Annotated in this window: 19 protein-coding genes and 1 pseudogene; 13 read left to right on the top strand and 7 right to left on the bottom strand. The window is 63.4% G+C overall.

The features are described from left to right. Nucleotides 1-185: 185 nt before the first annotated feature. On the bottom strand, nucleotides 186-1,538 hold the full coding sequence (rimO, locus tag AB4037_RS18210; protein WP_441772471.1) for a 30S ribosomal protein S12 methylthiotransferase RimO: 1,353 nt from the start codon (nucleotides 1,536-1,538) through the stop codon (nucleotides 186-188). Nucleotides 1,539-1,924: 386 nt separating this feature from the next. Between rimO and AB4037_RS18205 the strand changes: the two genes are divergently transcribed. From AB4037_RS18205 to AB4037_RS18170, 8 genes are all read left to right on the top strand, one after another. Further along, nucleotides 1,925-2,578, top strand: a complete 654-nt coding sequence (locus tag AB4037_RS18205) for a FadR/GntR family transcriptional regulator (protein WP_441772470.1) — start codon at nucleotides 1,925-1,927, stop codon at nucleotides 2,576-2,578. Between the two features lie 41 nt (nucleotides 2,579-2,619). Then, nucleotides 2,620-3,789, top strand: coding sequence for a PLP-dependent transferase (locus tag AB4037_RS18200; RefSeq protein ID WP_441772643.1), 1,170 nt, complete (start codon nucleotides 2,620-2,622; stop codon nucleotides 3,787-3,789). Between the two features lie 81 nt (nucleotides 3,790-3,870). Further along, the gene (locus AB4037_RS18195) at nucleotides 3,871-5,136 is read left to right on the top strand and encodes an ABC transporter substrate-binding protein (protein WP_434956099.1); all 1,266 of its coding nucleotides are present in this window, start codon (nucleotides 3,871-3,873) and stop codon (nucleotides 5,134-5,136) included. A gap of 256 nt (nucleotides 5,137-5,392) precedes the next feature. Continuing rightward, nucleotides 5,393-6,316 carry a carbohydrate ABC transporter permease gene (locus tag AB4037_RS18190; protein ID WP_434959629.1) on the top strand — a complete coding sequence of 308 codons (924 nt, stop codon included), beginning with the start codon at nucleotides 5,393-5,395 and terminating at the stop codon, nucleotides 6,314-6,316. Nucleotides 6,317-6,318: 2 nt separating this feature from the next. Then, entirely contained in the window at nucleotides 6,319-7,158 is an 840-nt protein-coding gene (locus AB4037_RS18185) for a carbohydrate ABC transporter permease (RefSeq protein ID WP_441772469.1), read from the top strand. 13 nt (nucleotides 7,159-7,171) lie between these two features. Next, nucleotides 7,172-8,239: an ABC transporter ATP-binding protein gene (locus AB4037_RS18180; RefSeq protein WP_441772468.1), complete on the top strand. Its 1,068-nt coding sequence runs from the start codon at nucleotides 7,172-7,174 to the stop codon at nucleotides 8,237-8,239. A 161-nt stretch (nucleotides 8,240-8,400) separates the two neighbouring features. After that, on the top strand, nucleotides 8,401-9,630 hold the full coding sequence (locus AB4037_RS18175) for an MFS transporter (protein WP_441772467.1): 1,230 nt from the start codon (nucleotides 8,401-8,403) through the stop codon (nucleotides 9,628-9,630). A gap of 1 nt (nucleotide 9,631) precedes the next feature. After that, a complete protein-coding gene (locus AB4037_RS18170; RefSeq protein WP_441772466.1) occupies nucleotides 9,632-9,982 on the top strand; it encodes an ArsC family reductase in 351 nt (116 codons plus the stop codon). Between the two features lie 128 nt (nucleotides 9,983-10,110). Here the strand turns inward: AB4037_RS18170 and AB4037_RS18165 are convergent, their stop codons facing one another. The 6 genes and pseudogenes from AB4037_RS18165 to AB4037_RS18140 all read right to left on the bottom strand — a co-directional run bounded on the left by AB4037_RS18165 (nucleotide 10,111) and on the right by AB4037_RS18140 (nucleotide 16,932). Continuing rightward, entirely contained in the window at nucleotides 10,111-10,464 is a 354-nt protein-coding gene (locus AB4037_RS18165; protein WP_434956104.1) for a DUF1428 domain-containing protein, read from the bottom strand. Between the two features lie 97 nt (nucleotides 10,465-10,561). Further along, nucleotides 10,562-11,053: a peptide deformylase gene (locus AB4037_RS18160; RefSeq protein ID WP_441772465.1), complete on the bottom strand. Its 492-nt coding sequence runs from the start codon at nucleotides 11,051-11,053 to the stop codon at nucleotides 10,562-10,564. A gap of 31 nt (nucleotides 11,054-11,084) precedes the next feature. Then, nucleotides 11,085-11,513 (bottom strand): Cu(I)-responsive transcriptional regulator, encoded by a 429-nt coding sequence (gene cueR / locus AB4037_RS18155; RefSeq protein WP_434956106.1) that lies wholly within the window; start codon nucleotides 11,511-11,513, stop codon nucleotides 11,085-11,087. An 84-nt stretch (nucleotides 11,514-11,597) separates the two neighbouring features. Next, nucleotides 11,598-13,871: pseudogene (locus AB4037_RS18150) on the bottom strand (heavy metal translocating P-type ATPase); the annotation flags it as partial. Nucleotides 13,872-14,114: 243 nt separating this feature from the next. Then, nucleotides 14,115-14,813: an SOS response-associated peptidase gene (locus tag AB4037_RS18145; protein WP_441772464.1), complete on the bottom strand. Its 699-nt coding sequence runs from the start codon at nucleotides 14,811-14,813 to the stop codon at nucleotides 14,115-14,117. A 31-nt stretch (nucleotides 14,814-14,844) separates the two neighbouring features. After that, nucleotides 14,845-16,932 (bottom strand): ATP-dependent helicase, encoded by a 2,088-nt coding sequence (locus tag AB4037_RS18140; protein ID WP_441772463.1) that lies wholly within the window; start codon nucleotides 16,930-16,932, stop codon nucleotides 14,845-14,847. A 294-nt stretch (nucleotides 16,933-17,226) separates the two neighbouring features. Between AB4037_RS18140 and AB4037_RS18135 the strand changes: the two genes are divergently transcribed. Genes AB4037_RS18135 through AB4037_RS18115 form a run of 5 tightly spaced genes read left to right on the top strand, consistent with a single transcriptional unit; the run spans nucleotide 17,227 to nucleotide 22,510 of the window. Then, nucleotides 17,227-17,907, top strand: coding sequence for a hypothetical protein (locus AB4037_RS18135; RefSeq protein ID WP_441772462.1), 681 nt, complete (start codon nucleotides 17,227-17,229; stop codon nucleotides 17,905-17,907). Then, entirely contained in the window at nucleotides 17,904-19,139 is a 1,236-nt protein-coding gene (locus AB4037_RS18130) for a DUF4350 domain-containing protein (RefSeq protein ID WP_441772461.1), read from the top strand. The genes AB4037_RS18135 and AB4037_RS18130 overlap by 4 nt, the downstream gene beginning before the upstream one ends. Beyond that, nucleotides 19,108-20,064 (top strand): AAA family ATPase, encoded by a 957-nt coding sequence (locus AB4037_RS18125; protein ID WP_434956111.1) that lies wholly within the window; start codon nucleotides 19,108-19,110, stop codon nucleotides 20,062-20,064. The genes AB4037_RS18130 and AB4037_RS18125 overlap by 32 nt, the downstream gene beginning before the upstream one ends. After that, entirely contained in the window at nucleotides 20,061-21,371 is a 1,311-nt protein-coding gene (locus AB4037_RS18120) for a DUF58 domain-containing protein (protein ID WP_441772460.1), read from the top strand. The genes AB4037_RS18125 and AB4037_RS18120 overlap by 4 nt, the downstream gene beginning before the upstream one ends. Then, complete coding sequence (locus AB4037_RS18115; protein WP_441772459.1) at nucleotides 21,368-22,510, top strand: stage II sporulation protein M; 1,143 nt, start codon at nucleotides 21,368-21,370, stop codon at nucleotides 22,508-22,510. Before AB4037_RS18120 ends, AB4037_RS18115 begins: the two co-directional genes overlap by 4 nt. The last annotated feature ends 1 nt before the right edge of the window (nucleotide 22,511 follow it).

Genomic DNA, 22,511 nt, shown 5'->3' with positions numbered 1-22,511 from the left:
GAAGCTGGGAGCCCATGCCTCTGGAAATGCTGGGACCCCATCGACTCCGATTGGTGCAAGACGGTGATGATTTCAGCCGGCTTGAATCAGGCTTTCAGGCTAAGTGCATGCTCGCTCTTCGGCGACCGGTTTTGCAAAAGCAATGATGCCATCTCGGCAGCGCCAAGGCTTGCCATCTGCTGTTGTCAGACTGCGATGCCGTGCAGGTCGTAGGCGTCCGAGCGCTCGATCTTCACCGTGACGATGTCGCCGACGCGCAGCGGGCGGCGGCTGGCGACGTAGACGGCGCCGTCGATCTCCGGCGCGTCGGCCATGGAGCGTCCCTTGGCGACGGTCGGTCCGGTCTCGTCGATGATGACGGGCAGGCGCTTGCCGACCTTGTTCTTCAGCTTGCGGATCGAGATCTGCTGCTGGGTTTCCATGAAGCGGCGATGGCGCTGCTTCTTCACCTCGTCCGGCACCGGCATCAGGCCGAGGTCATTGGCGGTGGCGCCGGCCACGGGCTCATATTCGAAGCAGCCGACACGATCGAGCTGGGCTTCGCGCAGCCAGTCGAGCAGCAGTTCGAAATCCTCGTCCGTCTCGCCGGGGAAGCCGACGATGAAGGTCGATCGCAGGGTGATGTCGGGGCAGATCTCGCGCCATCTATGGATGCGCTCCAGCACCTTCTCCTGGTTGCCGGGGCGACGCATCGCCTTCAGCACTGTGGGGGAGGCATGCTGGAAGGGGATGTCGAGATAGGGCAGGATCTTGCGTTCCGCCATCAGCGGGATGACGTCGTCGACATGCGGGTAAGGGTAGACATAGTGCATGCGCACCCAGACCCCGAGTTCGCCGAGAGCCTTCGATAGATCGAGGAACTTCGCCTTGAGCGGCTCGCCCTGCCAGGTGCTCTCGGCATAGCGGATGTCGACGCCATAGGCGGAGGTGTCCTGACTGATCACCAGCAATTCCTTGACACCGGCCTTCACCAGCTTCTCGGCCTCGCGCATCACGTCGGCGGCTGGGCGGGAGACAAGATCGCCGCGTAGCTTGGGAATGATGCAGAAGCTGCAGCGATTGTTGCAGCCCTCGGAAATCTTCAGATAGGCGTAGTGGCGCGGCGTGAGCTTGAGGCCCTGCGGCGGCACCAGATCCGTGAACGGATCATGAGCAGGGGGAGCCGCTCTGTGAACCGCTTCCACCACCGTCTCATATTGCTGCGGGCCGGTGACGGCGAAAACGTTGGGGAATTTTTCCAGGATCGGATCGGGTTCGGCGCCCATGCAGCCGGTGACGATCACCTTGCCGTTCTCGGCCATGGCATCGCCGATGGCGCCAAGAGATTCCGCCTTGGCTGAATCGAGGAAGCCGCAGGTGTTGACGATGACGAGGTCGGCGCCCTTGTGGTTGCGGGTGATGCCGTAGCCCTCGGCCCGGAGCTGGGTGAGGATGCGCTCGGAATCGACCAGGGCCTTGGGGCAACCCAGCGAGACATAGGAGACCGTCGGGGCCGTCTTGCCGTCCGCCGTCTCTTGCGCTGCTTCGATCACCGCCATGTCCGCTGTCCATCCTGTCCGTTAAACGCGTTCCTTTGCGCCAAGACGGGCCGGAATGCAATTGCGGAGTGGGCATGGCTGACCAACGGCCGAGCATTTGGCGCCTAGGTCTCCCGGCCGACAGCAAGGCACGGCCGTACGAGAGGGCGCGATCGGAGGGCCGATCTTCGGTTCGCCCACTTGAATCGCAAGGCCGGCTCGCGGGACGATCTGGGGATCGGCACTTCAAAACGAATGGTCCGACTTTCTCCTTGACAACCCAACCAACTTTGAAAAATAGTCAGATGTCAGACCAATTTTAGATCGCCATCCGGAAATCCGATTTGCGCTCGCCGTCAGTCCAGGGACTTGCTCCGCTGCCATCCGCCGATCGGGCGGATGATGTGATGCGTGCGATCGGCCATTTCATCGCCACCTCCGGCATCAAGCCGGGCGAGCGCCTGCCGACCGAACGGCAGCTGATGCAGACCCTGGCGGTCGGCCGTTCCACGGTACGGGAAGTCATCCGCAAGCTGCAGGCCTTGGGTGTGGTTGAGTCCCGTAAGGGCAGCGGCACCTATCTCAAACGGGCGTTCTCGGCCGACGCCATCCATATGCCCCTGGTGATCGATGCCACCTTGCTGCGCGACCGCTTGCTGCAGACATTGGAGGTTCGGCGCGGGCTCGAAACCGAGGTGAGTGCGCTCGCTGCCCTCCGGGCAACGCCCGAGGACCTCGCCGTCATCGAGACCAAGCTCGACATCATGGAGGGGGTGCATCTGGAGAAGGGTACCTCCGGCCCCGAAGACCTCGCCTTCCATCTCGCCATCTATGATGCCAGCCACAATCCTTTGTTCGGCCAGCTCTTGGAGCGCATGCGGGAGGCTTTCGAGAGCTTCTTCGACGAGCCGTTCGATCGGCCGGATTTTGCCCGTCGCTCTTTTCGTTTTCATCGCGAGCTCTTCGACGCCATCGTCCGGCGTGATCCGGAGACGGCCCGTTTGAAGACGCTCGCCATTCTCGAAATTGTCGAAGAAGACATCAAGGACATGTCCAAATGACTGACCATCGGATGACCGAGGCCCAGATGAAGGAGGCCCAGATGACGGAGGTTTGGGCCGACTTCGACTATGCCAGCCTCGTCGTCGCCCATGACGATACTCACGCCTTCGAGGCCGTGGTGCCGCCTATCGTGCAGACTTCGCTGTTCACTTTTTCCAGCTTCGAGGAGATGGCGGCGACCTATCGCGGCGAGCAGGTGCGCCCGGTCTATTCGCGCGTCGGCAATCCGACCACGCGGCTGTTCGAGCAGAAGATCGCCGAGCTGGAGCGCACAGACGATGCCATCGGTTTTGCCAGCGGCATGGGTGCGATTTCCTCCAGCGTGCTGGCCTTTCTCGAGCCGGGCGACCGCATTGTCTGCGTGCGCCATGTCTATCCCGATGCCTATCGCCTGTTCGAAACTCTGCTGAAGCGCTGGAAGGTCGAAACGGTCTATGTCGATGGCCGTGACGCCGATGCGGTGGCGGCGGCGCTGCCGGGTGCCAAGCTGCTCTATTTGGAGAGCCCGAACAGCTGGATGATGGAGACGCAGGACATTCCCGCCCTCACGACCCTGGCGCGCAACCATGGGGTGATCAGCATCATCGACAACAGCTGGGCTTCGCCGGTATTTCAGCAGCCGGTACGCCTCGGCGTCGACCTCGTCGTGCATTCGGCTTCCAAATATATCGGTGGCCATTCGGACGTGGTTGCCGGGGTCGTGGCAGGGCGCAAGGAACTCGTCGAGATCATCCGGCGCACCATCACGCCCTATCTCGGCGCCAAGCTGGCCCCGTTCGAGGCCTGGCTGCTGCTTCGCGGTCTGCGCACGCTGCCGACGCGCATGAAGGCGCACGAGGCGGCGGGGCTGGCCGTGGCGCGCAAGCTTGGCGAGTTGCCCGAAGTGGTAGTGGTCCATCATCCAGGCCTCGGCAACAGCCTGCCACCGGGATTGAGTGGTACTTCGGGCCTGTTTTCCTTCGAATTCGACGACAGTGTCGACATTCCCGCCTTCTGCAACGCCCTGCGCCTGTTCAAGATCGGCGTGAGCTGGGGCGGGCATGAAAGCCTGGTGGTGCCGGCCCTGGTCGGACGCGGCCAGAATGCCGGCCCCAATTCGGCCGTTGATTTCGGTGTGCCCGAACGCATGGTGCGGCTGCATGTCGGCCTTGAGGGCGTGGATGCGCTCTGGGGCGATATCACCCAGGCGCTATCAGCTGCGAAGAGATAGGCCGAGCCCGGACGCAATCCGTCGGAAGGTGTCCGGGACGACCTTGGAAGTGAAGCGCAATAACAAGAGAGGGGAGTCTCAATGTTCAAGAAACTACTGCTGGCCGCCACGGCCTCGCTAGCGCTGGCTCTGCCAGCCTGGGCGGATACCACGCTCAAGCTGACGGAGGTGATCACCAGCCCCGAGCGCACGGAGACGCTCAAGCAGATCGTCAAGACCTTCGAGGATGCCAATCCCGGCGTGAAGGTCGAGATCACCTCGCTGCCCTGGGGCCAGGCCTTCGAGAAGTTCGCCACCATGGTTTCGGCGGGCGACACGCCGGATGTGGTCGAGATGCCGGATCGCTGGATCTCGCTCTATGCCAATAACGGCATGCTGGAGAACCTCGAGCCCTATCTGGCCAAGTGGGACCACACCAAGGACCTCAACGACAAGACGCTCCAGATGGGGCGCTACATCAACAACACCGCCTATGGATTGCCCTACGGCTTCTATCTGCGCGCGATGTTCTACAACAAGAAGCTGTTCAAGCAGGCCGGCATCGACAACCCGCCCAAGACGATGGACGAGTTCGTCGAGAGCGCCAAGAAGATCTCCGCCATTCCCGGCAAGTTCGGATACTGCCTGCGCGGCGGCCCCGGCGGCCTCAATGGCTGGATGATGATGGGCGCCACCGCGGCCGGCAACGACACCTTCTTCAAGGCGGACGGCACTTCCACCATGGCCGACCCCGCTTGGGTGAAAGGCCTCAGCGTGTTCGTCGATCTCTACAAGAACGGCTACGTTCCCAAGGACAGTGTGAACTGGGGCTTCAACGAGATCGTCACCGGCTTCTACTCCGGTACCTGCGCCATGCTTGACCAGGATCCGGATGCCCTGATCGCCGTGGCCGACAAGATGAGCAAGGACGATTACGACGTCGCTCCCATGCCCAAGGGAGCGGGCGGCAAGAGCTTCCCGACCCTGGGCTATGCCTCCTGGTCGATGTTCGCGGCTTCGGAGAACAAGGATCTGGCCTGGAAGCTGATCGCGGCTTTGGACAGCCCGGAAGGCAACATCGCCTGGAACAAGCGCACCGGTGCCCTGCCGATCTACAAGGCGGCGGAGCAGGATCCCTTCTATGCCGACCCTAAGTTCAAGGGCTGGTTCGAGGAACTGCGTGACCCCAATGTCGTGCCCCTGGTCATGCCGTTCCATCTGGAAGAGTGGGCCTTCTTCGACAGCTCCATCGCGTTGAAGACCACGCAGCAGGCCCTGCTCGGCCAGCTCGCGCCGGATCAGCTTGCCAGTCAGTGGGCCGAATATCTCACCAAGGCTCAGCAGGCCTACCTGGCGAAGAAGAAGTAATCGTTTCGTAGGCTCTGCGCGCGTCATCCTTCTCCCCTTGCGAGACCTGGCACTTCCTCCGGAAGTGCCTTGGGTGGCACGAATTGCCGGATGAGGGGAGAGATGCGACCTCTCCAGGGGCTCGCCGGAACCCCTCATCCGCCAACCATCCCCCGGTCCACTCCAAGTGGAGTGGACGATAACCGCAAGGGGAGAAGGGATGGTTGGGCGCGCCGGCTGTCTTCTCGGTCCCCAGCCCGTTCCCGATCGGATCATCATGGCTCTGGCAGATATCCCCGTCCAATCCAGCCGGCGCAGTCGAAGCGCCCGGCTGGCGTTCGAACCCTGGCTCTATGCCACTCCTTCGATCATTCTGATCGTGGCGATCATGCTGGTGCCTCTGGCAATCGGCATGTCCTACGCGTTTCGCGATATCCAGCTGCTGAAACCATTCGGGGGCGGCTATGTCGGCCTTGAGCATTTCCGCACATTGTGGGGCGACCTGAACTTCTGGAACGCCCTGTCCAATACCGTGCTGTGGACCGTGATTTCCGTCGCGCTGCAGTTCGTGCTCGGACTCATCCTGGCCTTGCTGCTGAACCGGCCCTTCCCGGGACGCGGCGCGGTACAGGCCCTGGTGTTCCTGCCCTGGGCCGTGCCGAGCTTCCTGTCCGGCCTCAATTGGGCCTGGATGTTCAATCCCATTGTCGGGCCCTTGCCGCATTGGCTGTCGGGACTGGGTGTGATGGCAGCACCCGACAATATTCTGTCCAGCCCTACCCATGCCATCTGGGGACCGATCGTCGCCAATGTCTGGTGGGGCTTTCCGTTCTTCGCCATCACCCTGCTGGCCGCCCTGCAGTCCATTCCGCAGGACATCTATGAGGCGGCCGAGATCGACGGGGCCGGACCGCTCAAGCGCTTCACCTCGATCACCATCCCGTTCCTGGCGCCGACGATCGCCATCACGGTGCTGCTGCGCGCCGTCTGGATCGCCAATTCAGCCGATCTCATCGTGGTGATGACCGGAGGCGGGCCGGCGGATTCGACGCAGATCGTCGCCAGCTACATCTACACCCAAGCCTATAAGCGCCTCGATTTCGGCTATGCCTCGGCGATCTCGCTGGTACTGCTCGTGCTGTTGCTTGCCTATGCCGCCACGCTGATCGCGCTCAGGCAAATGCTGATCCGGAGGGGATGATCATGCGCCGCTCCACACGTCGTTCCATCTACTGGGTCCTGCACTACACGCTGATCGGCCTGTTCCTGGCCTTCGCGCTGTTTCCGCTGTTCTGGCTGTTCAAAGTCTCGGTGACGCCCAATGACCTGCTCTACAGCGAAGGGGTCAAGCTGTGGCCCTCACGCTTCAGCTTCGATCATTATGCCTCGGTGATCCGCCACACGGATTTTCCGCTGTTCTTCCGCAACAGCGTGATCATTTCGGCCTTGACGGCCCTGTTTACCACGATCGTGGCGGCCGGTGCCGGCTACAGCTTTTCGCGCTTCGTCTACAAGGGAAAGTTCTGGCTGGTCGGACTGATGCTGATCACTCAGATGTTCCCGCTGGTGATGACCATCGCGCCGATCTTCAAGCTGTTTCAGCCGCTCGGGCTCAACAACAGCCTGACGGGCCTGGTCATCATCTACACCGCCTATAATGTGCCGTTCGCCGCCTTCTTGATGCAGTCCTTCTTCGACGGCATTCCGAAGGATCTGGAAGAGGCGGCGATGATCGACGGCGCCACCCGCTTCGGGGCGCTGCGCCAGATCATCCTGCCCCTGACCATGCCCGGCATCGCCGCCACCCTCGGCTTCGTCTTCACCGCAGCCTGGAGCGAACTGCTTTTCGCGCTGATGCTCAACACCAAGGACAATGTCATCACCTTCCCGGTGGGCCTGCTCAACTTCGTGTCGAAGTTCGCGGTGGATTTCGGGCAGATGATGGCGGCCGGCGTGCTCGCGCTCATCCCCGTCTGCATCTTCTTCTTCCTGATCCAGCGTTATCTGGTCCAGGGCCTCACCGCTGGCGCGGTGAAGGGCTGAAAGGTTTATTCCGATGGCCAATATCGAAGTGAAAGCCGTCCGCAAGAATTACGGCGCGCTGCCCATCCTCAAGGGCATCGACCTCTCCATCGCCTCTGGCGAGTTCGTGGTGCTCGTCGGCCCGTCCGGCTGCGGCAAGTCGACTTTGCTGCGTCTCATTGCCGGGCTGGAAGATACCACCCAGGGGCAGATCCTCATCGACGGCGCCATGGTGAACGACCTGCCGCCGAAGGATCGCGACATCGCCATGGTGTTCCAGTCCTATGCGCTCTATCCGCATATGAGCGTGCGCGACAATATGAGCTATGCGCTCAAACTGCGGAAGAAAGCGGCCGATTTCATCTCGGATGCTGTGACCAAGGCAGGTGCCAAGCTCGGCCTGGAAGCTCTGCAGGAGCGCAAGCCGCGGCAGTTGTCGGGCGGGCAGCGCCAGCGCGTTGCCATGGGCCGCGCCATCGTGCGCAATCCCAAGGCCTTCCTGTTCGACGAGCCGCTGTCCAATCTCGATGCGCGGCTGCGCGAGCAGATGCGGTTCGAGATCCGCAAACTGCACCGCGATCTCGGGGCAACCTCGGTCTATGTCACCCATGACCAGATCGAGGCGATGACCATGGCCGATCGCATCGTCGCCATGCAGGGCGGCGTGATCCAGCAGGTCGGCGCACCGCTCGAACTCTATGACGATCCCGCCAACATGTTCGTGGCCGGGTTCATCGGCTCGCCGGCCATGAACTTTCTCGATGCGCAGGCACAGCCGGGCGAAGGAGGCACGGCCTTGCGGGTCGGCGATAAGGTTCTTGCCGTCCTGCCGGGCCAGCGCCTGCCCGCCAAGGTCGTCGTGGGCATTCGCCCCGAGCGCGCGGTGCTGTCGCCGGCGGGTAACGTGCCGGCCCGCGTCGATCTGGTGGAGCCGACAGGGCTCGGCACGGTGGCGCACCTGGAGATCGGCGGACAGGGGGTGAAGCTCTTCACGACCGAGCGTCCCGCCTTGACGGTAGGCGAGATCGTGAAGCTGGCCATCGCTCCCGGCGATCTCAGGCTGTTCGACCCTGCCAGCGGGGAGCGCATCAGGCTTACCTGATGCGATCCGCGCCTGCCAGTGGCAGATGCGTGGAGCTTTTGTCGGACAAGGGCTGGCCAAGCCGGCATTGCCCGTGACAAAAGAAGAGCTGAATTCCTTTCAGGCTCGCATGACGCTTTCCCATAGCCGGGGGCTGCATGCCTTTTCTTTTGTGAGATTTGATGTCCCGCATTGCAACGAGCAGCGAGGCCGTGCAGGAGCCCGCCGCCTCCGCCTGGGTCACTCTGTTGATCGCTGCGGCTTGCGGCCTCATCGCCGCGAATATCTACTATGCCCAGCCGCTCGTCGGCTTGATCAGCGCTGATCTCGGCATGTCGCCAGGCGCGGCTGGGTTGATCGTGACGATGACGCAGATCGGTTACGGCGCCGGGCTGCTGTTCCTGGTGCCGCTCGGCGATCTGATCGAGAATCGCAAGCTCATCCTCTGGGTGATGGGGCTGGCGGTGATCGCGTTGGCAGGGGCCATGCTGGCCCGCGACAGCCTGCAATTCCTGGTCTCGGCCTTGCTGATCGGGCTCGGATCGGTGGCCGTGCAGATCCTCGTCCCCTTTGCCGCCCATCTCGCACCCGAGGCGCGGCGGGGCAGGGTGGTCGGCAATGTGATGAGCGGGCTGATGGTCGGCATCATGCTGGCCCGTCCGGTATCGAGCCTGATCACCTATTTCAGCTCCTGGCACACGGTGTTCCTGGTCTCCATCGTCGCCATGCTGGTGCTGGGCGCAGTGCTGGCCCGGGCCTTGCCCAAGCGCCAGCCGCCGCCGGCTCCGTCCTATGGCCGTCTTCTCCTCTCGATGGCGACCTTGATGCGCACCACGCCGATCCTGCGCAGGCGTGCTCTCTATCAAGCCTGCATGTTCGGCGCCTTCAGCGTGTTTTGGACCTGCACCCCGCTGCTGCTGGCGAGCCCCGTCTTTGGCATGACGCAGTCGGGCATTGCCTTGTTCGCGCTGGCCGGGGCGGCAGGCGCGGTGGCAGCCCCGCTCGCCGGGCGTATCGCCGATCGCGGCTGGGTGCGTCCAGCCTCGGCCTTCGCCATGACGCTCGGCGCCCTCAGCTTCCTGCTCACCCATTTGGCCGAGCCGGGATCGAGCCTGTCGCTCGGCCTACTGGTCACCGCCGCGATCGTGCTCGACTTCGGCGTTTCGGCCAATGTCGTGCTCGGCCAACGCCTGATCTACAATCTGGGTGCGGAATATCGCAGCCGCCTCAACGGCGTCTATATGGCGACGTTCTTCGTGGGCGGTGCGCTCGGCTCGGCGCTGGGGGGCTGGGCCTTTGCCCATGGCGGCTGGGCGGCGGTCTCCTGGCTGGGCTTTGCCCTGCCGGTCCTCGCCCTTATCTATTTTTCGACGGAAAACAGGGCCTTGTACGGCCCCGCAAACAGGACCTGACATGAGCGTGACGATCTACGGTATCAAGACCTGCGACACCATGAAGAAGGCACGCAGCTGGCTCGACGCGCATGGCAAGGCCCATGGCTTTCACGATTACCGGGCCGAAGGGATCGACCGCAAGCGCCTCGAGGCCTGGGCGGACAAGGTCGGCTGGGAAACACTCCTGAACAAGTCGAGCACCACGTTCCGCGCCTTGCCCGAGGCCGACAGGCAGAGTATCGACCGGGCCAAGGCGATCGCATTGATGCTGGCCGAACCGACCATGATCAAGCGCCCGGTCCTCGACCTCGGCGGTGGCAAGCTGCTGGTCGGCTTCAAGCCCGACAGCTACGCCGCCGCCCTGGCCTGATGGGACAGGGCGGTGGTGCTAACCTGGCGGACAAGAGCGCTTATGCTGGTGTGCCGATCTCCAGATCGGCACACCAATTCTGATGCCTTCGATTGGCGCTTATGAACAGGCGGCGATGAGGACCTGGCCTACCGCTCGATCAAGGTGGTGAAGCCGCCAAAGATCATGCGCTTTCCGTCGAAGGGCGCGTTCGCCATGCTACCCTCCAGCCGGGGATCGGCCATCACCTTGGCCATGATGGCGTCACGCTCCTCGCGCGAGCGGTAGGTCACCCAGGAGAACACCACGATCTCATCCTCCTTGGCCTGGACGGCGCGCGGAAAGGACGTGACCTCGCCATAAGGCACGTCGTCGGCAACGCATTCGACATAGCTGAGTGCGCCATGTTCCATCCAGACCTGGCCGCCGAGACGGGCCATTTCCTCATAGGCCTTGAGGTTCTGCTTGGGCACGGCGACAACGAAACCGTCGACATAGGTCATTTCAGCTTCCTCCTGTTTCGATCTCCCGAAGGACGTTCGGCATCCGGCCAAGCCGACAGCCCTGGCGAAATTTTGTTGTCTGCGGGGCTGGCCAGCGTCAGGATCGCTTTTGAAAACGCTTGATCAGCCTCTCGCGTTTCAGGCGCGACAGACGCTGGATCCAGAAAATGCCGTCGAGCTGGTCGATTTCGTGCTGCAGGCAGACGGCGAGCAATCCATCGGCTTCCTCGGTCTCCTCCGCCCCTTCGAGGGTCTGGAAGGCGACACGCACCCGGGCGGGACGTTCGACCGTCTCGGTCGCACCGGGCATTGAGACGCTGCCTTCGACATGCTCCCGTTTATCGTGCGATGACCAGACGACGCGCGGATTGACATAGATCCGCACTCGTTTCTCATCGGGCAGCTCGATCACCGTCAGTCTTTCGAGAATGCCCAGATGCGGGGCCGTAATGCCGATGCCGGGCGCGGCGCGCATGGTGTCGAGCAGATCCTCGGCCAGGGCGGCAAGCCTGGGCCCGAATTCGGTCACGGGATTTGCCGCCTGGCGCAAGCATGGATCGGGAAAACGCAGAATCGGTTGGACAGGCATGGCGGGAAGTTAGCTCACCTCATCATGCACATCACGCTCGGCGACGCTTGGGCTTGGGGGGTGCCGCCTCCTCGCCATGGGAAAGATCCTCCAGGATCGGGCAGTTGGGCCGGTTGTCGCCGTGGCAATTATGGACGAGATGGCGCAGGGTTTTCGCCATACCCTCGATCTCGCGCGCCTTGCGTTCGAGCTCGATGATATGAGCTGCGGCGATGCTCTTGACATCGGAGCTCGCACGGCTGCGATCGCTCCACAAAGCGAGCAAGGTTTCCATCTGCTCGACGGAAAAGCCAAGATCGCGGCTGCGGCGAATGAAACGCAGTGTGTGAATATCGCTGTCACCATAGACGCGATAGCCGGCTTCCGTGCGGGCTACGTTCGGTACGAGCCCGATAGATTCATAATAGCGGATCATCTTGGCCGAGACGCCGGAGGCGGCGGATGCTTCACCGATATTCATGACGGTTCTTCCTGTTCGTCCTTCACGCGAAGACCTCATCACGACCTTCGAATCTTGATGAGCTTTCTTCGATATTCCCTTGAATTAGCTTGATGAAGTTAATGCCTGTACACCTGTCTCTTGTGCTGGTGCAGTCTCGGGCTGGAAGCCCTTGAGCCTGAGCGCATTGGTCACCACGAAGACGCTTGAAAGCGCCATGGCGCCGGCTGCCAGCATCGGCGAGAGCAAGGTGCCGTTGACGGCATAGAGAGCGCCGCCAGCGATGGGGATCAACGCGATGTTGTACGCGAAGGCCCAGAACAGGTTCTGGCCGATATTGCGCATGGTCGCCCGTGACAGGCCTATGGCCCTGACGACTCCATTGGGATCGCCGGCCATCAGCACCACCGCCGCGCTCTCGATGGCGACGTCGGTGCCCGTGCCGATGGCGATGCCGACATCGGCGGTGGCGAGCGCCGGCGCATCGTTGATGCCGTCGCCGACGAAGGCGATCTTGCGCCCTCCGGCCGCCAGCCGCTGCACGGTCTGGGCCTTGCCGTCCGGCAGGACTTCGGCCTCGACGGTTTCGATCCCGAGCCTTGCCGCAATCGCCTGTGCCGTCCGCCGGGCGTCGCCCGTCACCATCGCAACCTGGAGACCGAGTGCCTTGAGGGCCGCGACGGCGGCCTTGGCCGTCGGCTTGATCGGATCCGCGACGGCGATGACTGCTGCGATCTTGCCGTCGACGGCTGCAAAGAGCGGCGTTTTGGCCTGTTCGCCGAGGGCTTCCGCCCGAGACGACAGAGCCGTGGCATCGATGCCCTGTTCTGTCATCCAGTGGGCCGAGCCGATCGAGATCTTCCGGCCATCGACGAGGGCGGAGGCGCCGCGCCCCGGGATCGCCTCGAAATCGGTGGCCGAGGGAATGTCGAGGTTACGCTCGCGGGCCGCCTTGACGATGGCGGTGGCGAGCGGATGCTCCGAACGCGCTTCCACCGAGGCCAGCAGAGCGAGAACCTCATTCTCCGAAAAGCCGGGGGCGGTTTCGATATCTGTGACCGCAGGCTCGCCCTGGGTGAGGGTTCCCGTCTTGTCAAAGGCGACGATCTCGACATCACGCAGGCTCTGCAGGGCATCGCCGCGACGGAAGAGCACGCCGAGTTCGGCCGCACGGCCTGTCGCCACCATGATCGAGGTGGGGGTAGCCAAGCCCATGGCACAGGGGCAGGCGATGATCAACACGGCAACCGCATTGACGAGAGCGAAGCTGAGGGCGGGGCTCGGGCCGAACAGCAGCCAGGCGAGGAAGGTCAGCGTTGCGATGGCGATGACGGCGGGCACGAACCAGGCGGTCACCTTGTCGACCAGCGCCTGGATCGGCAGCTTGGCGCCCTGGGCTGCCTCGACCATGCGGATGATCTGGGCGAGGAGGGTCTGCGAACCCACCTTCGTCGCCCGGAACGAGAAGCTGCCTGTTTTGTTGATGGTCCCACCGATGACTTCGGCACCCACGCCCTTGGTAACCGGTATCGCCTCGCCGGAGATCATCGACTCGTCCACGAAGGAGGAGCCTTCGACGATTTCGCCGTCGACGGCGATCTTCTCACCGGGGCGCACCCGGATGATGTCCCCCGGCTGGAGCTCGGCGATCGGCACTTCGGTCTCCGAGCCGGCGCGCAGGCGCAGGGCCGTCTTGGCCTGCAGGCCGGCCAATTTGCGGATCGCTTCGCTGGTCTCGCCCTTGGCACGGGCCTCGAGATAGCGGCCGAGCAGGATCAGCGTGACGATCACGCCGGCGGCCTCAAAATAGACATAGGCCGTTCCCTCCGGCAGGGCCGAAGGCAGGAAGGTCGCGACGACCGAGAACAGCCAAGCCGCACCGGCACCGAGGGCGACCAGGGCGTTCATGTCCGGAGCACCGCGCAGCAGCGCCGGAATGCCCTTGACGAAGAAGCGCAGCCCCGGCGCGAACAGCACCAGGCTGATCAGCACGAATTGCGCATACCAGTTCCAACGACCCAGATTCATCTGGACAGCGTGGTGCAGGCTCGGCACCAGGTGTCCGCCCATTTCTACCAGAAAGACCGGTACGGTCAGCAGGGTGGCAAGAGCCAGATCCCGGCGCAGTGTGGCGATCTCAGCCTTGCGGGCCGTGCGTTCAGGATCCTCGGCCCGGTCTTCTTCGATCACATGGGCGCCATAACCCGCTTTGGCGATGGCAGCCAGCACAGGAGGGAGGTTGGCCGGCCCCTCGAAGGCGACCTGCGCCCGCTCGGTGGCGAGATTGACGGCGGCCTGCACGACGCCTGGGGTGGCGGCGATGGCCTTCTCCACGCGACGAACGCAGGAAGCGCAGGTCATGCCCTCGATGGCGATGTCAAAAGTTGCGGGGTTCGAAGTCGAAGAGCTCAAAGTCGGAGGGCTCATAGTCGGAGACATGGGGCAATCCCTTTCCAGGTCATTGCCAAGATAGGTAAACCTTCCAGTCATGGGAAGGTCAAGAGCTCTTCTTCGGAGCGCGGACTTCCAGTCCGCTCTGTGAAATATCACGCTGACAGAAAGAGAAGAGCGGACATCGCCCTATGACTTCATGGAGCTGAGAAGTCCGCGCTCCCAGCCTCCTCACACAGGCCTGGCGATATCTTCCGTGTTGTTGGCTGGGCTGTTTACGCGCGAAGAAATCGGCCAGATCTCCATCAGCTCCGGCGGAAAGGGCACCATCAGGTCGAAGGGATCCGGCTCGATATTGTCGAGCCAGCGCTTATGGCTCTCCGGGGCCACTATTACCGGCATGCGGTCGTGGATCGTCGCCATCAGCGCATTGGCCTGGCAGGTGACGACGGCGAAGCTGCGCGTGATCTCACCAGAGGCCTTGTCGATCCAGCTTTCCCAGACGCCGGCCACGGCGAAGGGACGGTGATCCTTCATGGCGATGGCATATGGCTGCTTGGCTCCCTTCACCGGCTTGCCGTCCGGCTCAAGGATCTTCATCCATTCGAAGAAGAGATCGATCGGAACGAGACAGCGCCGTGCCTTATAGGCATCGCGGAAGGAAGGCTTGGTCTGGATGCCCTCGCAACGGGCGTTGATCGGCTTCGGCCAGTCGCTGGGATCTTTCACCCAGTTGGGAATGAGGCCCCATTGCAGGAGATCCCGAACATAGGTCGCCGATCCGGGTTTTCGGCGGAACACCCAGAAATATTGCGCCGGTGCGCCATTGAAATGGGCCTCCCAGGCACGAGCGACCTCTTCCGGCGTAGCGCCAGGTTCCGTCTGAAGGCCCGGCAGGTCCGGGCTGCGCTGCATGATCCGTCCACACATGGCCGGACCATGGCATGCTCAACCACACGTCTCAACGCCACATGCCGCGCATGCGGTCGCGCAGGTCGATCGAGCTGTGGATGCCGCCGGGTTGCCGCGCTCCGGATGCTGCCACCCTCGGCCACATCATCTGCTGGAAGCGGTCTAGGATCGAAGCCGGGATGAAGCGGGTGCGGTTGGCATAGACATGCCGGTCGCCCTGGGAATGCTGGCCATGGGTGAAGAAGCGCTGCGGCATGACAAGATGCAGGCTGTCGCGCGCCCGCGTCATCGCGACATAGAGCAGCCGACGCTCTTCCTCCAGATCGTTCTTGGTGCCGGCGGCGAGATCGGCGGGCAGGCAGCCATCCACGGTGTTGAGCACGAAGACGGCCTTCCATTCCTGCCCCTTGGCGGAATGGATGGTGGAGAGGATGAGGTAGTCTTCGTCCCGCAAGGGAGCTCCGGCCTCGTCGCTGGTGGCGTTGGGTGGATCGAGCGTCAGCTCGGTGAGGAAGCGTTCGCGGGATTCATAGCCCGCCGCGATCTGCTCGAGCTGGAGAAGATCGGCGCGGCGCGTCACCGCATCCTCATGCATGCGCTCGAGATGGGGCTCGTACCAGCGACGAACGCGCTCGATCTCGCCGGGCCAGTCGCTCGGTCCCTTGTGCAGGCTCGCGGCGAGGTCGACGAAATCGGGCCAGTCCGCGCCCGCGCGGGGAGGCGCCGGCAAGGCCGCGATGTCGTCGACACCGACGGCGTCGAGCACATTGGCGGCCGACGTGGGGCCGACGCCCGGCAGCAGTTGCAGGACGCGGAAACCGGCGACGCGGTCGCGCGGGTTCTGCGCCCAACGCAGCAAGGCCAGCATGTCCTTGACGTGGGAGGCGTCGAGAAATTTCAGCCCGCCGAACTTCACGAAGGGGATGTTGCGGCGGGTCAGTTCGACCTCGAGCGGGCCGGAATGATGGGAGGCGCGAAACAGCACCGCCTGCTGCTTCAGCGTCATGCCGCTCTCGCGATTCTCCAGGATTTGACTGGCGACGAAATCGGCCTGCCCAGCCTCATCCCTGACGGTGACGAGATGCGGACGCTCGCTCGATTGCCGCTCCGTCCACAAATTCTTGGTGAAGCGCTCGCTGGCAAGGGCGATGACGGCATTGGCAGCCGCCAGGATGGGTTGGGTCGAGCGGTAGTTGCGATCGAGCGTGATGATTTCAGCCGCGGGCGAGAACTGGGCCGGAAAGTCGAGGATGTTGCGCACGGTGGCGGCGCGGAAGGAATAGATCGACTGGGCGTCGTCGCCGACCACCGTGACGCCTTTGCCGTCCGGCTTGAGCGCCTTGAGGATCGAGGATTGCAGGCGGTTGGTATCCTGGTATTCGTCGACCAGGACATGGTCGAAACGGGCCGAAATGTCGGCGGCGATCATCGGTTCTGCCACCATATGCGACCACCACAGCAGCAGGTCGTCATAGTCGAGCACATTGTTGGCGAGCTTGGCTTCGACATAGGCGGCGAACAGGCTGCGAAGCTCCGCTGCCCAGGCAAGACACCAGGGAAAGGCCTCCTTCAGCACGTTTTCGAGTTCATCCTGCGCATTGACCACGCGCGAATAGATGGCCAGGCACGTGCCTTTGCTCGGGAAACGGCTTTCCGTCTTGGAGAAGCCGAGTTCATGGCGCGCCAGGTTGATCAGGTCGGCGGAATCCTCGCGGTCGTGAATGGTGAAGGAGGGATCGAGCCCGATCTGATAGGCATATTCGCGCAGGAGCCGGGCGCCGATGGCGTGGAACGTACCAGCCCAGGTCAGGCCTTCGCTCAGTGTCGCCCCCTTTGCCCCCATGACCTTGGCGGTGATCTGCTCGACCCGCCTTGTCATTTCGGAGGCGGCCCGGCGCGAGAAGGTCAGAAGGAGAATGCGCCTGGGATCAGCTCCTTCGGCGATGAGATAGGCAACCCGGTGAGCCAGCGTGTTGGTCTTGCCCGATCCGGCGCCGGCAATGATCAGCACGGGCCCGGCCGGCTGGCCCGAACCATGCTCGACCGCCCGGCGCTGGTTTTCGTTCAGGCCGGCAAGAGGGTCGACCGGCGATTGAATGGACACCTCGGGGACAAGAAGGGCTGCCTGCGCATTCATGCCTTGGTCGCGCGTCGTGAGGAACGAATCTGCCCACCGATTCGGCGGACCGTCTTCGGGAAAGGGTAGAAGTCACATATGAACAAAAATGGAACAGATTCGCGAATGACCCGTTTGCCGGCAACGACCTACCGCCGCGCTCCCGCTGGTGGATGAATTCGATCGAGGCGGCGTGAATGTGTTCCCTGGGCGCTTGCTCCGGATCGGCCATCACGCCATGTTCGCGGATATGAAGCAGGGCTGATTGGCGGTTTGGTGCGGGAACGGGGTCGAAAACATCCGACGGGAAGGATCATGCCGGCTATGGCCGGCTTGGCGGTTCTGCTCGCATTGACGCCGGCAACGCCGGCTTTCGCTGCCCCCGATCCACAAGCCGTGGTCAAGGATGTCGCGCGCGATCTCGGCCTGCAGCCGGATCTACCCGGCAACAAGGGCGAGGTTGTGACGCCCAAGACTGAACCGAAGCAGGATGAGCGGGCGCCACGCGTGTGGAACCCGTCGCTGGGAACCTTGCTGAGCATTCTGCTCTATGCCGCCATCGCTGCGGGTCTCATCTTCGCGATCTGGACGATGCGGGATCGTCTGCCAGCCCTGGGGCGGCGCAAGCTCGTTGCCAGTGTCGATACGGATGTCTCCGCTCAGGCCGCCTCGGTCGAGCGCATGGTGGTGGCCCAGGTCGAGGCCGACGAACTGGCGCGCCAGGGACGCCTTGCCGAGGCGATGCATGCCTTGCTGCTGCGCAGCCTGATCGAGGTGCGCAAGAGGCTCAATGTCAGCTTCGCGGACTCGCTGACCAGCCGCGAAATTCTTCGGGCCCTGTCGCTGCCCGACCGTGGCAAGCAGGCGCTGTCCGACATCATCGGTCGCGTGGAGCCAGTCTATTTCGGCGAAAGCCCCGCCGAAGAGCGCGATTATGCCGCTTGCCGGCAGAGCTATGAGGCCCTGACCGAAGCGATGCAGGCGAGGGCGGCATGAGCGAAAAAGCCACCTTCTCCGGTCCTGTCCTCGCCGTGCTGGTCGCTGGAGCCACGGCCGTCTTCGCCCTGTCCATGCTGTTGATGCTGAACGGCTCGTCCGAAGAACAGGGCTTCAGCACCACCACCAAATCGGTCTCGGCGATCGGGCATGCCGGCCTCTATGAGCTGGCGCAACGCCTCGATGTCCCCGTTGCCCGCAGCCGCATCAACGGTACCGTCGCCCCTGGTGAAGGCGGGCTGCTGGTGATGGCCGAGCCGACGTCGAGCCTGTCGAAGGACGACATCATTCGCCTGGGACGCGAGAGCAATGTCCTGCTGGTGCTGCCGAAACGCTGGGCGCTGGCCGACAGGAGCAAGCCTGCCTGGATCCGCTCCGCCACGCCGATGGACATTCCCTGGGTTACCAGCATTGCGCGGCTGGTCGAGCCCAAGCTCGAGGTGACGCGGGGAGACCCGCCCAAGAGCTGGGACCGCAACGATCTCAATGTGAATCCCTCTTTCGACGACGGCGCCCAACTGATCAAGAGCGAAGAGCTGACGCCGATCATCGGCAATCGCCAGGGCATGCTGATCGGCGAGAAACTCGACGGTGAGCGCCGCGTCTGGGTGCTTGCCGACCCCGACCTCATCGAGAATCATGGCCTGACCAAGGGGCGGAACGCCGAATTCGCGCTCGCTTTGCTAAATGCCATGCGCGATGCCGAACTCGGGGACGGCAAGGTCGTGTTCGACGAGACCATCCATGGCATGGTCAACAATGTCGACAGCCCCTTCAAGAAGCTGTTCCAGTTTCCCTTTGTCATCGTGCTGTTGCTCGTACTTGCCGCGATGGCGCTGCTGGCTTGGGCCACCACGAGCCGTTTCGGCAAGCCGCGCCTGGCGCCGCCGGCTTTCGACCTCGGCAAGGGGCGCCTGATCACCAACACGGCTACCCTGCTCGACCGTGCCGGCCACCATGCCTTCGTCATGCGCCGCTATGTGCGGGCGACATTGCGTGATGTGGGTCGGCTGTTTCACGCACCACGCCAGCTCGATGACGAAAAATTGGCAGAGTGGCTCGACAAGATCGGTGAGGCGAGGGGGCTGGAAACCAAGGCCTCCGACGTCCTCGCACGCACCGTGGAAGGGCAGGGTACGTCCCTGACCGGTTTGTTCCAGGCCACGCGCGATATTCATGATTGGAAGGAAGAAATCTCCGATGGAACTGCAGCGCGTCGCCCACATCGCTGACGGCATCCGCAAGGAAGTCGGCAAGGCCATCGTCGGCCAGGACGAAGTCATCGAGCTAATGCTCACCGGCCTGCTCTGCGGAGGGCATATCCTGCTCGAAGGCGTGCCGGGCACCGGTAAGACGCTGCTGGCCCAGGCCTTCGCCTCGACCTTGTCGCTGAAATTCGGTCGTGTGCAGTTCACGCCCGACATGATGCCGGGCGACGTGATCGGCACCAACCTGTTCAACTTCCAGACCAACGCCTTCATACTGACCGAAGGGCCGATTTTTACCGACCTCTTGCTGGCGGACGAGATCAACCGCACCCCGCCCAAGACACAGGCGGCGTTGCTGCAGGCGATGAACGAGCGGGCTGTCACCATCGACGGCAAGACCTATGCGCTTGGCGCCGACTTCATGGTGGTGGCGACCCAGAACCCGATCGAGCAGCAGGGCACCTATCCCTTGCCCGAAGCGCAGCTCGACCGCTTCCTGTTCAAGATCGATGTCACCTATCCCAGCCGTGACGAAGAGAGAGCCATCGTCACCCAGCACGGGCACCGCTCGGCCATGCCCAAGCTTTCCGATTTCGGCCTCCAGAGCCAGGCCGATCCGGCAACGCTCGCCGATCTCAGGGCCACCAGCGAACAGATCGTGCTGACGCCGCAGATTATCGACTATGTCGTCGACGTGGTGCGCGCCACCCGTCAGCATCCGGCGATCGAGACGGGCGGATCGACCCGCGCCGCCAATGCACTTGCGGCCTCCGTGCGGGCCTTGGCAGCGTTGAATGGGCGCGATTTCGTCATTCCCGACGATGTGAAGCGGCTGGCCCGGCCGATCCTGCGTCATCGCATCGTCCTGGCGCCCAATGCCGAGATCGATGGCCTCACTCCCGACCGCATCGTCAACGAAATCCTGGACCAGACGGCAGCGCCCCGATGATCCGGCCGACACCGCGCGCCGTGCTGCTGTTCAGCCTAGGCATCCCCGTTGCCCTGTTGATGGTGGTGTGGAATCCGGCGCTGTGGCCGTTTTCCTTCGACCTCAGCCTGCTGGCCCTGCTGGTGATCGCCATCGACGGGCTGCTGATCCCGCCACGCCGTGCCCTCATCGTCGACCTTCAAGCGCCGATTCGGTTGCCGGTCGGCAATGAGGGGCGGATCGATGTCACGCTGCGTAGCACGAGGTCGGCGCGCCCGCTCAGGATCGAGGCGGTGGTCGATCTCGATGGGCCACTGGAGACGCCGCCGATGGTTGCTGGCCGTTTCGGCGGGGCCCCGGAGGTGCTCAGCATTCCCTTTACGGCTCTGCGACGCGGGGTGGTGACGCTGGAAGCCCTCTGGCTGCGCTGGCGAGGACCTTTGGGGCTGGTGGAATGGCGCCTGAAGGAGGAATTGGCCCGCAAGATCGAGATCCTGCCCGCCGCCCGCATGTCCTTCGGCCCAGCCATCCAGGCGCTGAGCAAGAGCGCCATCTATGGCACCAAGACCCAGAACCAGAAGGGCGAGGGCACCGAGTTCGATACGTTGCGCGAGCATGTGGCGGGCCTCGACTCTCGCATGATCGACTGGAAGCAGTCGGCCCGCCATCGCAAGCTCCTGTCGAAGGAGTTTCGCATCGAGCGCAACCACCAGATCGTGCTGGCCTTCGACACCGGCCATCTCATGCTCGAGCCGATCGACGGCCTGGCGCGGCTCGATCATGCCATCGAGGCGGGGCTGATGCTGGGCTGGACCGGACTGAGGGCCGGCGATCTCGTCGGCAGTTTTGGCTTTGACGCCACCATCCGCCATTATCTCGAACCGGGCCGGGGCAGCACCTATTACGCCCGGCTACAGCGCTCCGCGGCCCAGCTTGTCTATCACACGGAGGAGACCAACTTCACCCTCGGCCTGGCCGAGTTGAACGCGCGGCTGAAGCGCCGGGCCCTGGTGGTGCTGTTCACCGAATTCGTCGACAGCGTGATGGCCGAGCTGCTGATCGAGAGCTTGAAGCGCATGGCCAACCGCCATGCCGTGATCTTCGTCACGCTGCAGGATCCATTGACCGCTCGGCTGGCCAATGCCGAGCCGGAGGATTTCACCGTCGTGGCCGAGGCCGTGGTGGCGCATGATTTCGCGCGCGAGCGGGCGATCGTGATGGAGCGCATCGCCCGTCTCGGCGTGCATTGCGTCGATGTACCGGTCGGTGGGCTTAGCGTGGCCTTGCTCAACCGCTATCTCCAAATCAAGCAGGAGGGCCTGCTATGACGGCCGTGGATGCGGGCATGCCGGAGGCCGGGCCGGCTCCGACGATCATCGGCGTGCCCAACGAACCTCGGGCTCAGCTCGTGCTGCGCTCGGCGGAGTTTCGGCGGGGGCGCGAGGAGAGCTGGCGGGAACTCGAAGACCTGGTCGCGCGCGTCGAAAAGCGGGGGATCCACGGCGTCTCCGCCGACGAACTGCAGAAGATGCCGCTGCTCTATCGCTCGGCGCTGTCTTCCCTGTCGGTTGCCCGCAGCATCGCGCTCGACCGTAATCTGCTGCGCTACCTCGAAGCCCTGACGTTGCGGGCCTATCTGGTGGTCTATGGGCCACGTACCAGCCTGCTGGCGGGGCTGGGCCATTTCTTCCGCTATGGCTTCCCCGATGCCGTGCGCAAGGCGGGCTGGCATATCTTGATCGCTTTCGCGGCGATGGCCCTGGGCATCGCGGCCGGGTTCGTGCTGGTGACCAGCGAAGCCGAATGGTTCAACGCCATCGTTCCCGACGGCCTCGCGGGCGGGAGGGGGCCGAGCGCCAGCACCGAATATCTGCGCAGCGTGCTGTTCGCGCCCTGGGACGGCTTCAAGGAGAGCTTCATCGTCTTTGCCAATTACCTGTTCCAGAACAACAGCATGGTCGCCATCCTCTCCTTCGGGGTCGGTTTCATGGCCGGCGTGCCGACCTTGCTGCTGCTGGTCTATAATGGGCTGATCGTCGGCGCCTTCCTGGCGATCCACTATCAACGCGGCCTCCTGATCGATTGCATCGGCTGGCTGTCCATTCACGGCGTGACGGAACTCGGTGCCTTCATCCTGTGTGGCGCCGCCGGCCTGGTGGTGGCCGAGAAGATCATTTTCCCGGGCCGCTATTCGCGCCTGGAAGCGCTTGCCATTCACGGCAGGCAGGCCGCCATCATCGCCTGCGGCGCGGTTGCCATGCTGTTCATCGCCGGTTTTATCGAGGGGGGCCTGCGCCAACTGATCAACGTGACCTCCTGGCGCTTCGCCTTCGCCGCCGTTACCGCCGTGCTGTGGGGGGTCTATTTCCTCTATTGCGGCAAAGCGTCTTTCGATTTGACGGGTTCACCAAGAAGCGCAAAGACGCGTCGAAAAAAACTGTTAGAGCAGGGAGGCGTTCAGCCATGAA

This window comes from Labrys sp. KB_33_2 (assembly GCF_052114505.1).
Lineage (GTDB): Bacteria > Pseudomonadota > Alphaproteobacteria > Rhizobiales > Labraceae > Labrys.
Note: the sequence above shows the minus strand (reverse complement) of the source record. Positions and strands in the feature narration are given on the sequence as shown.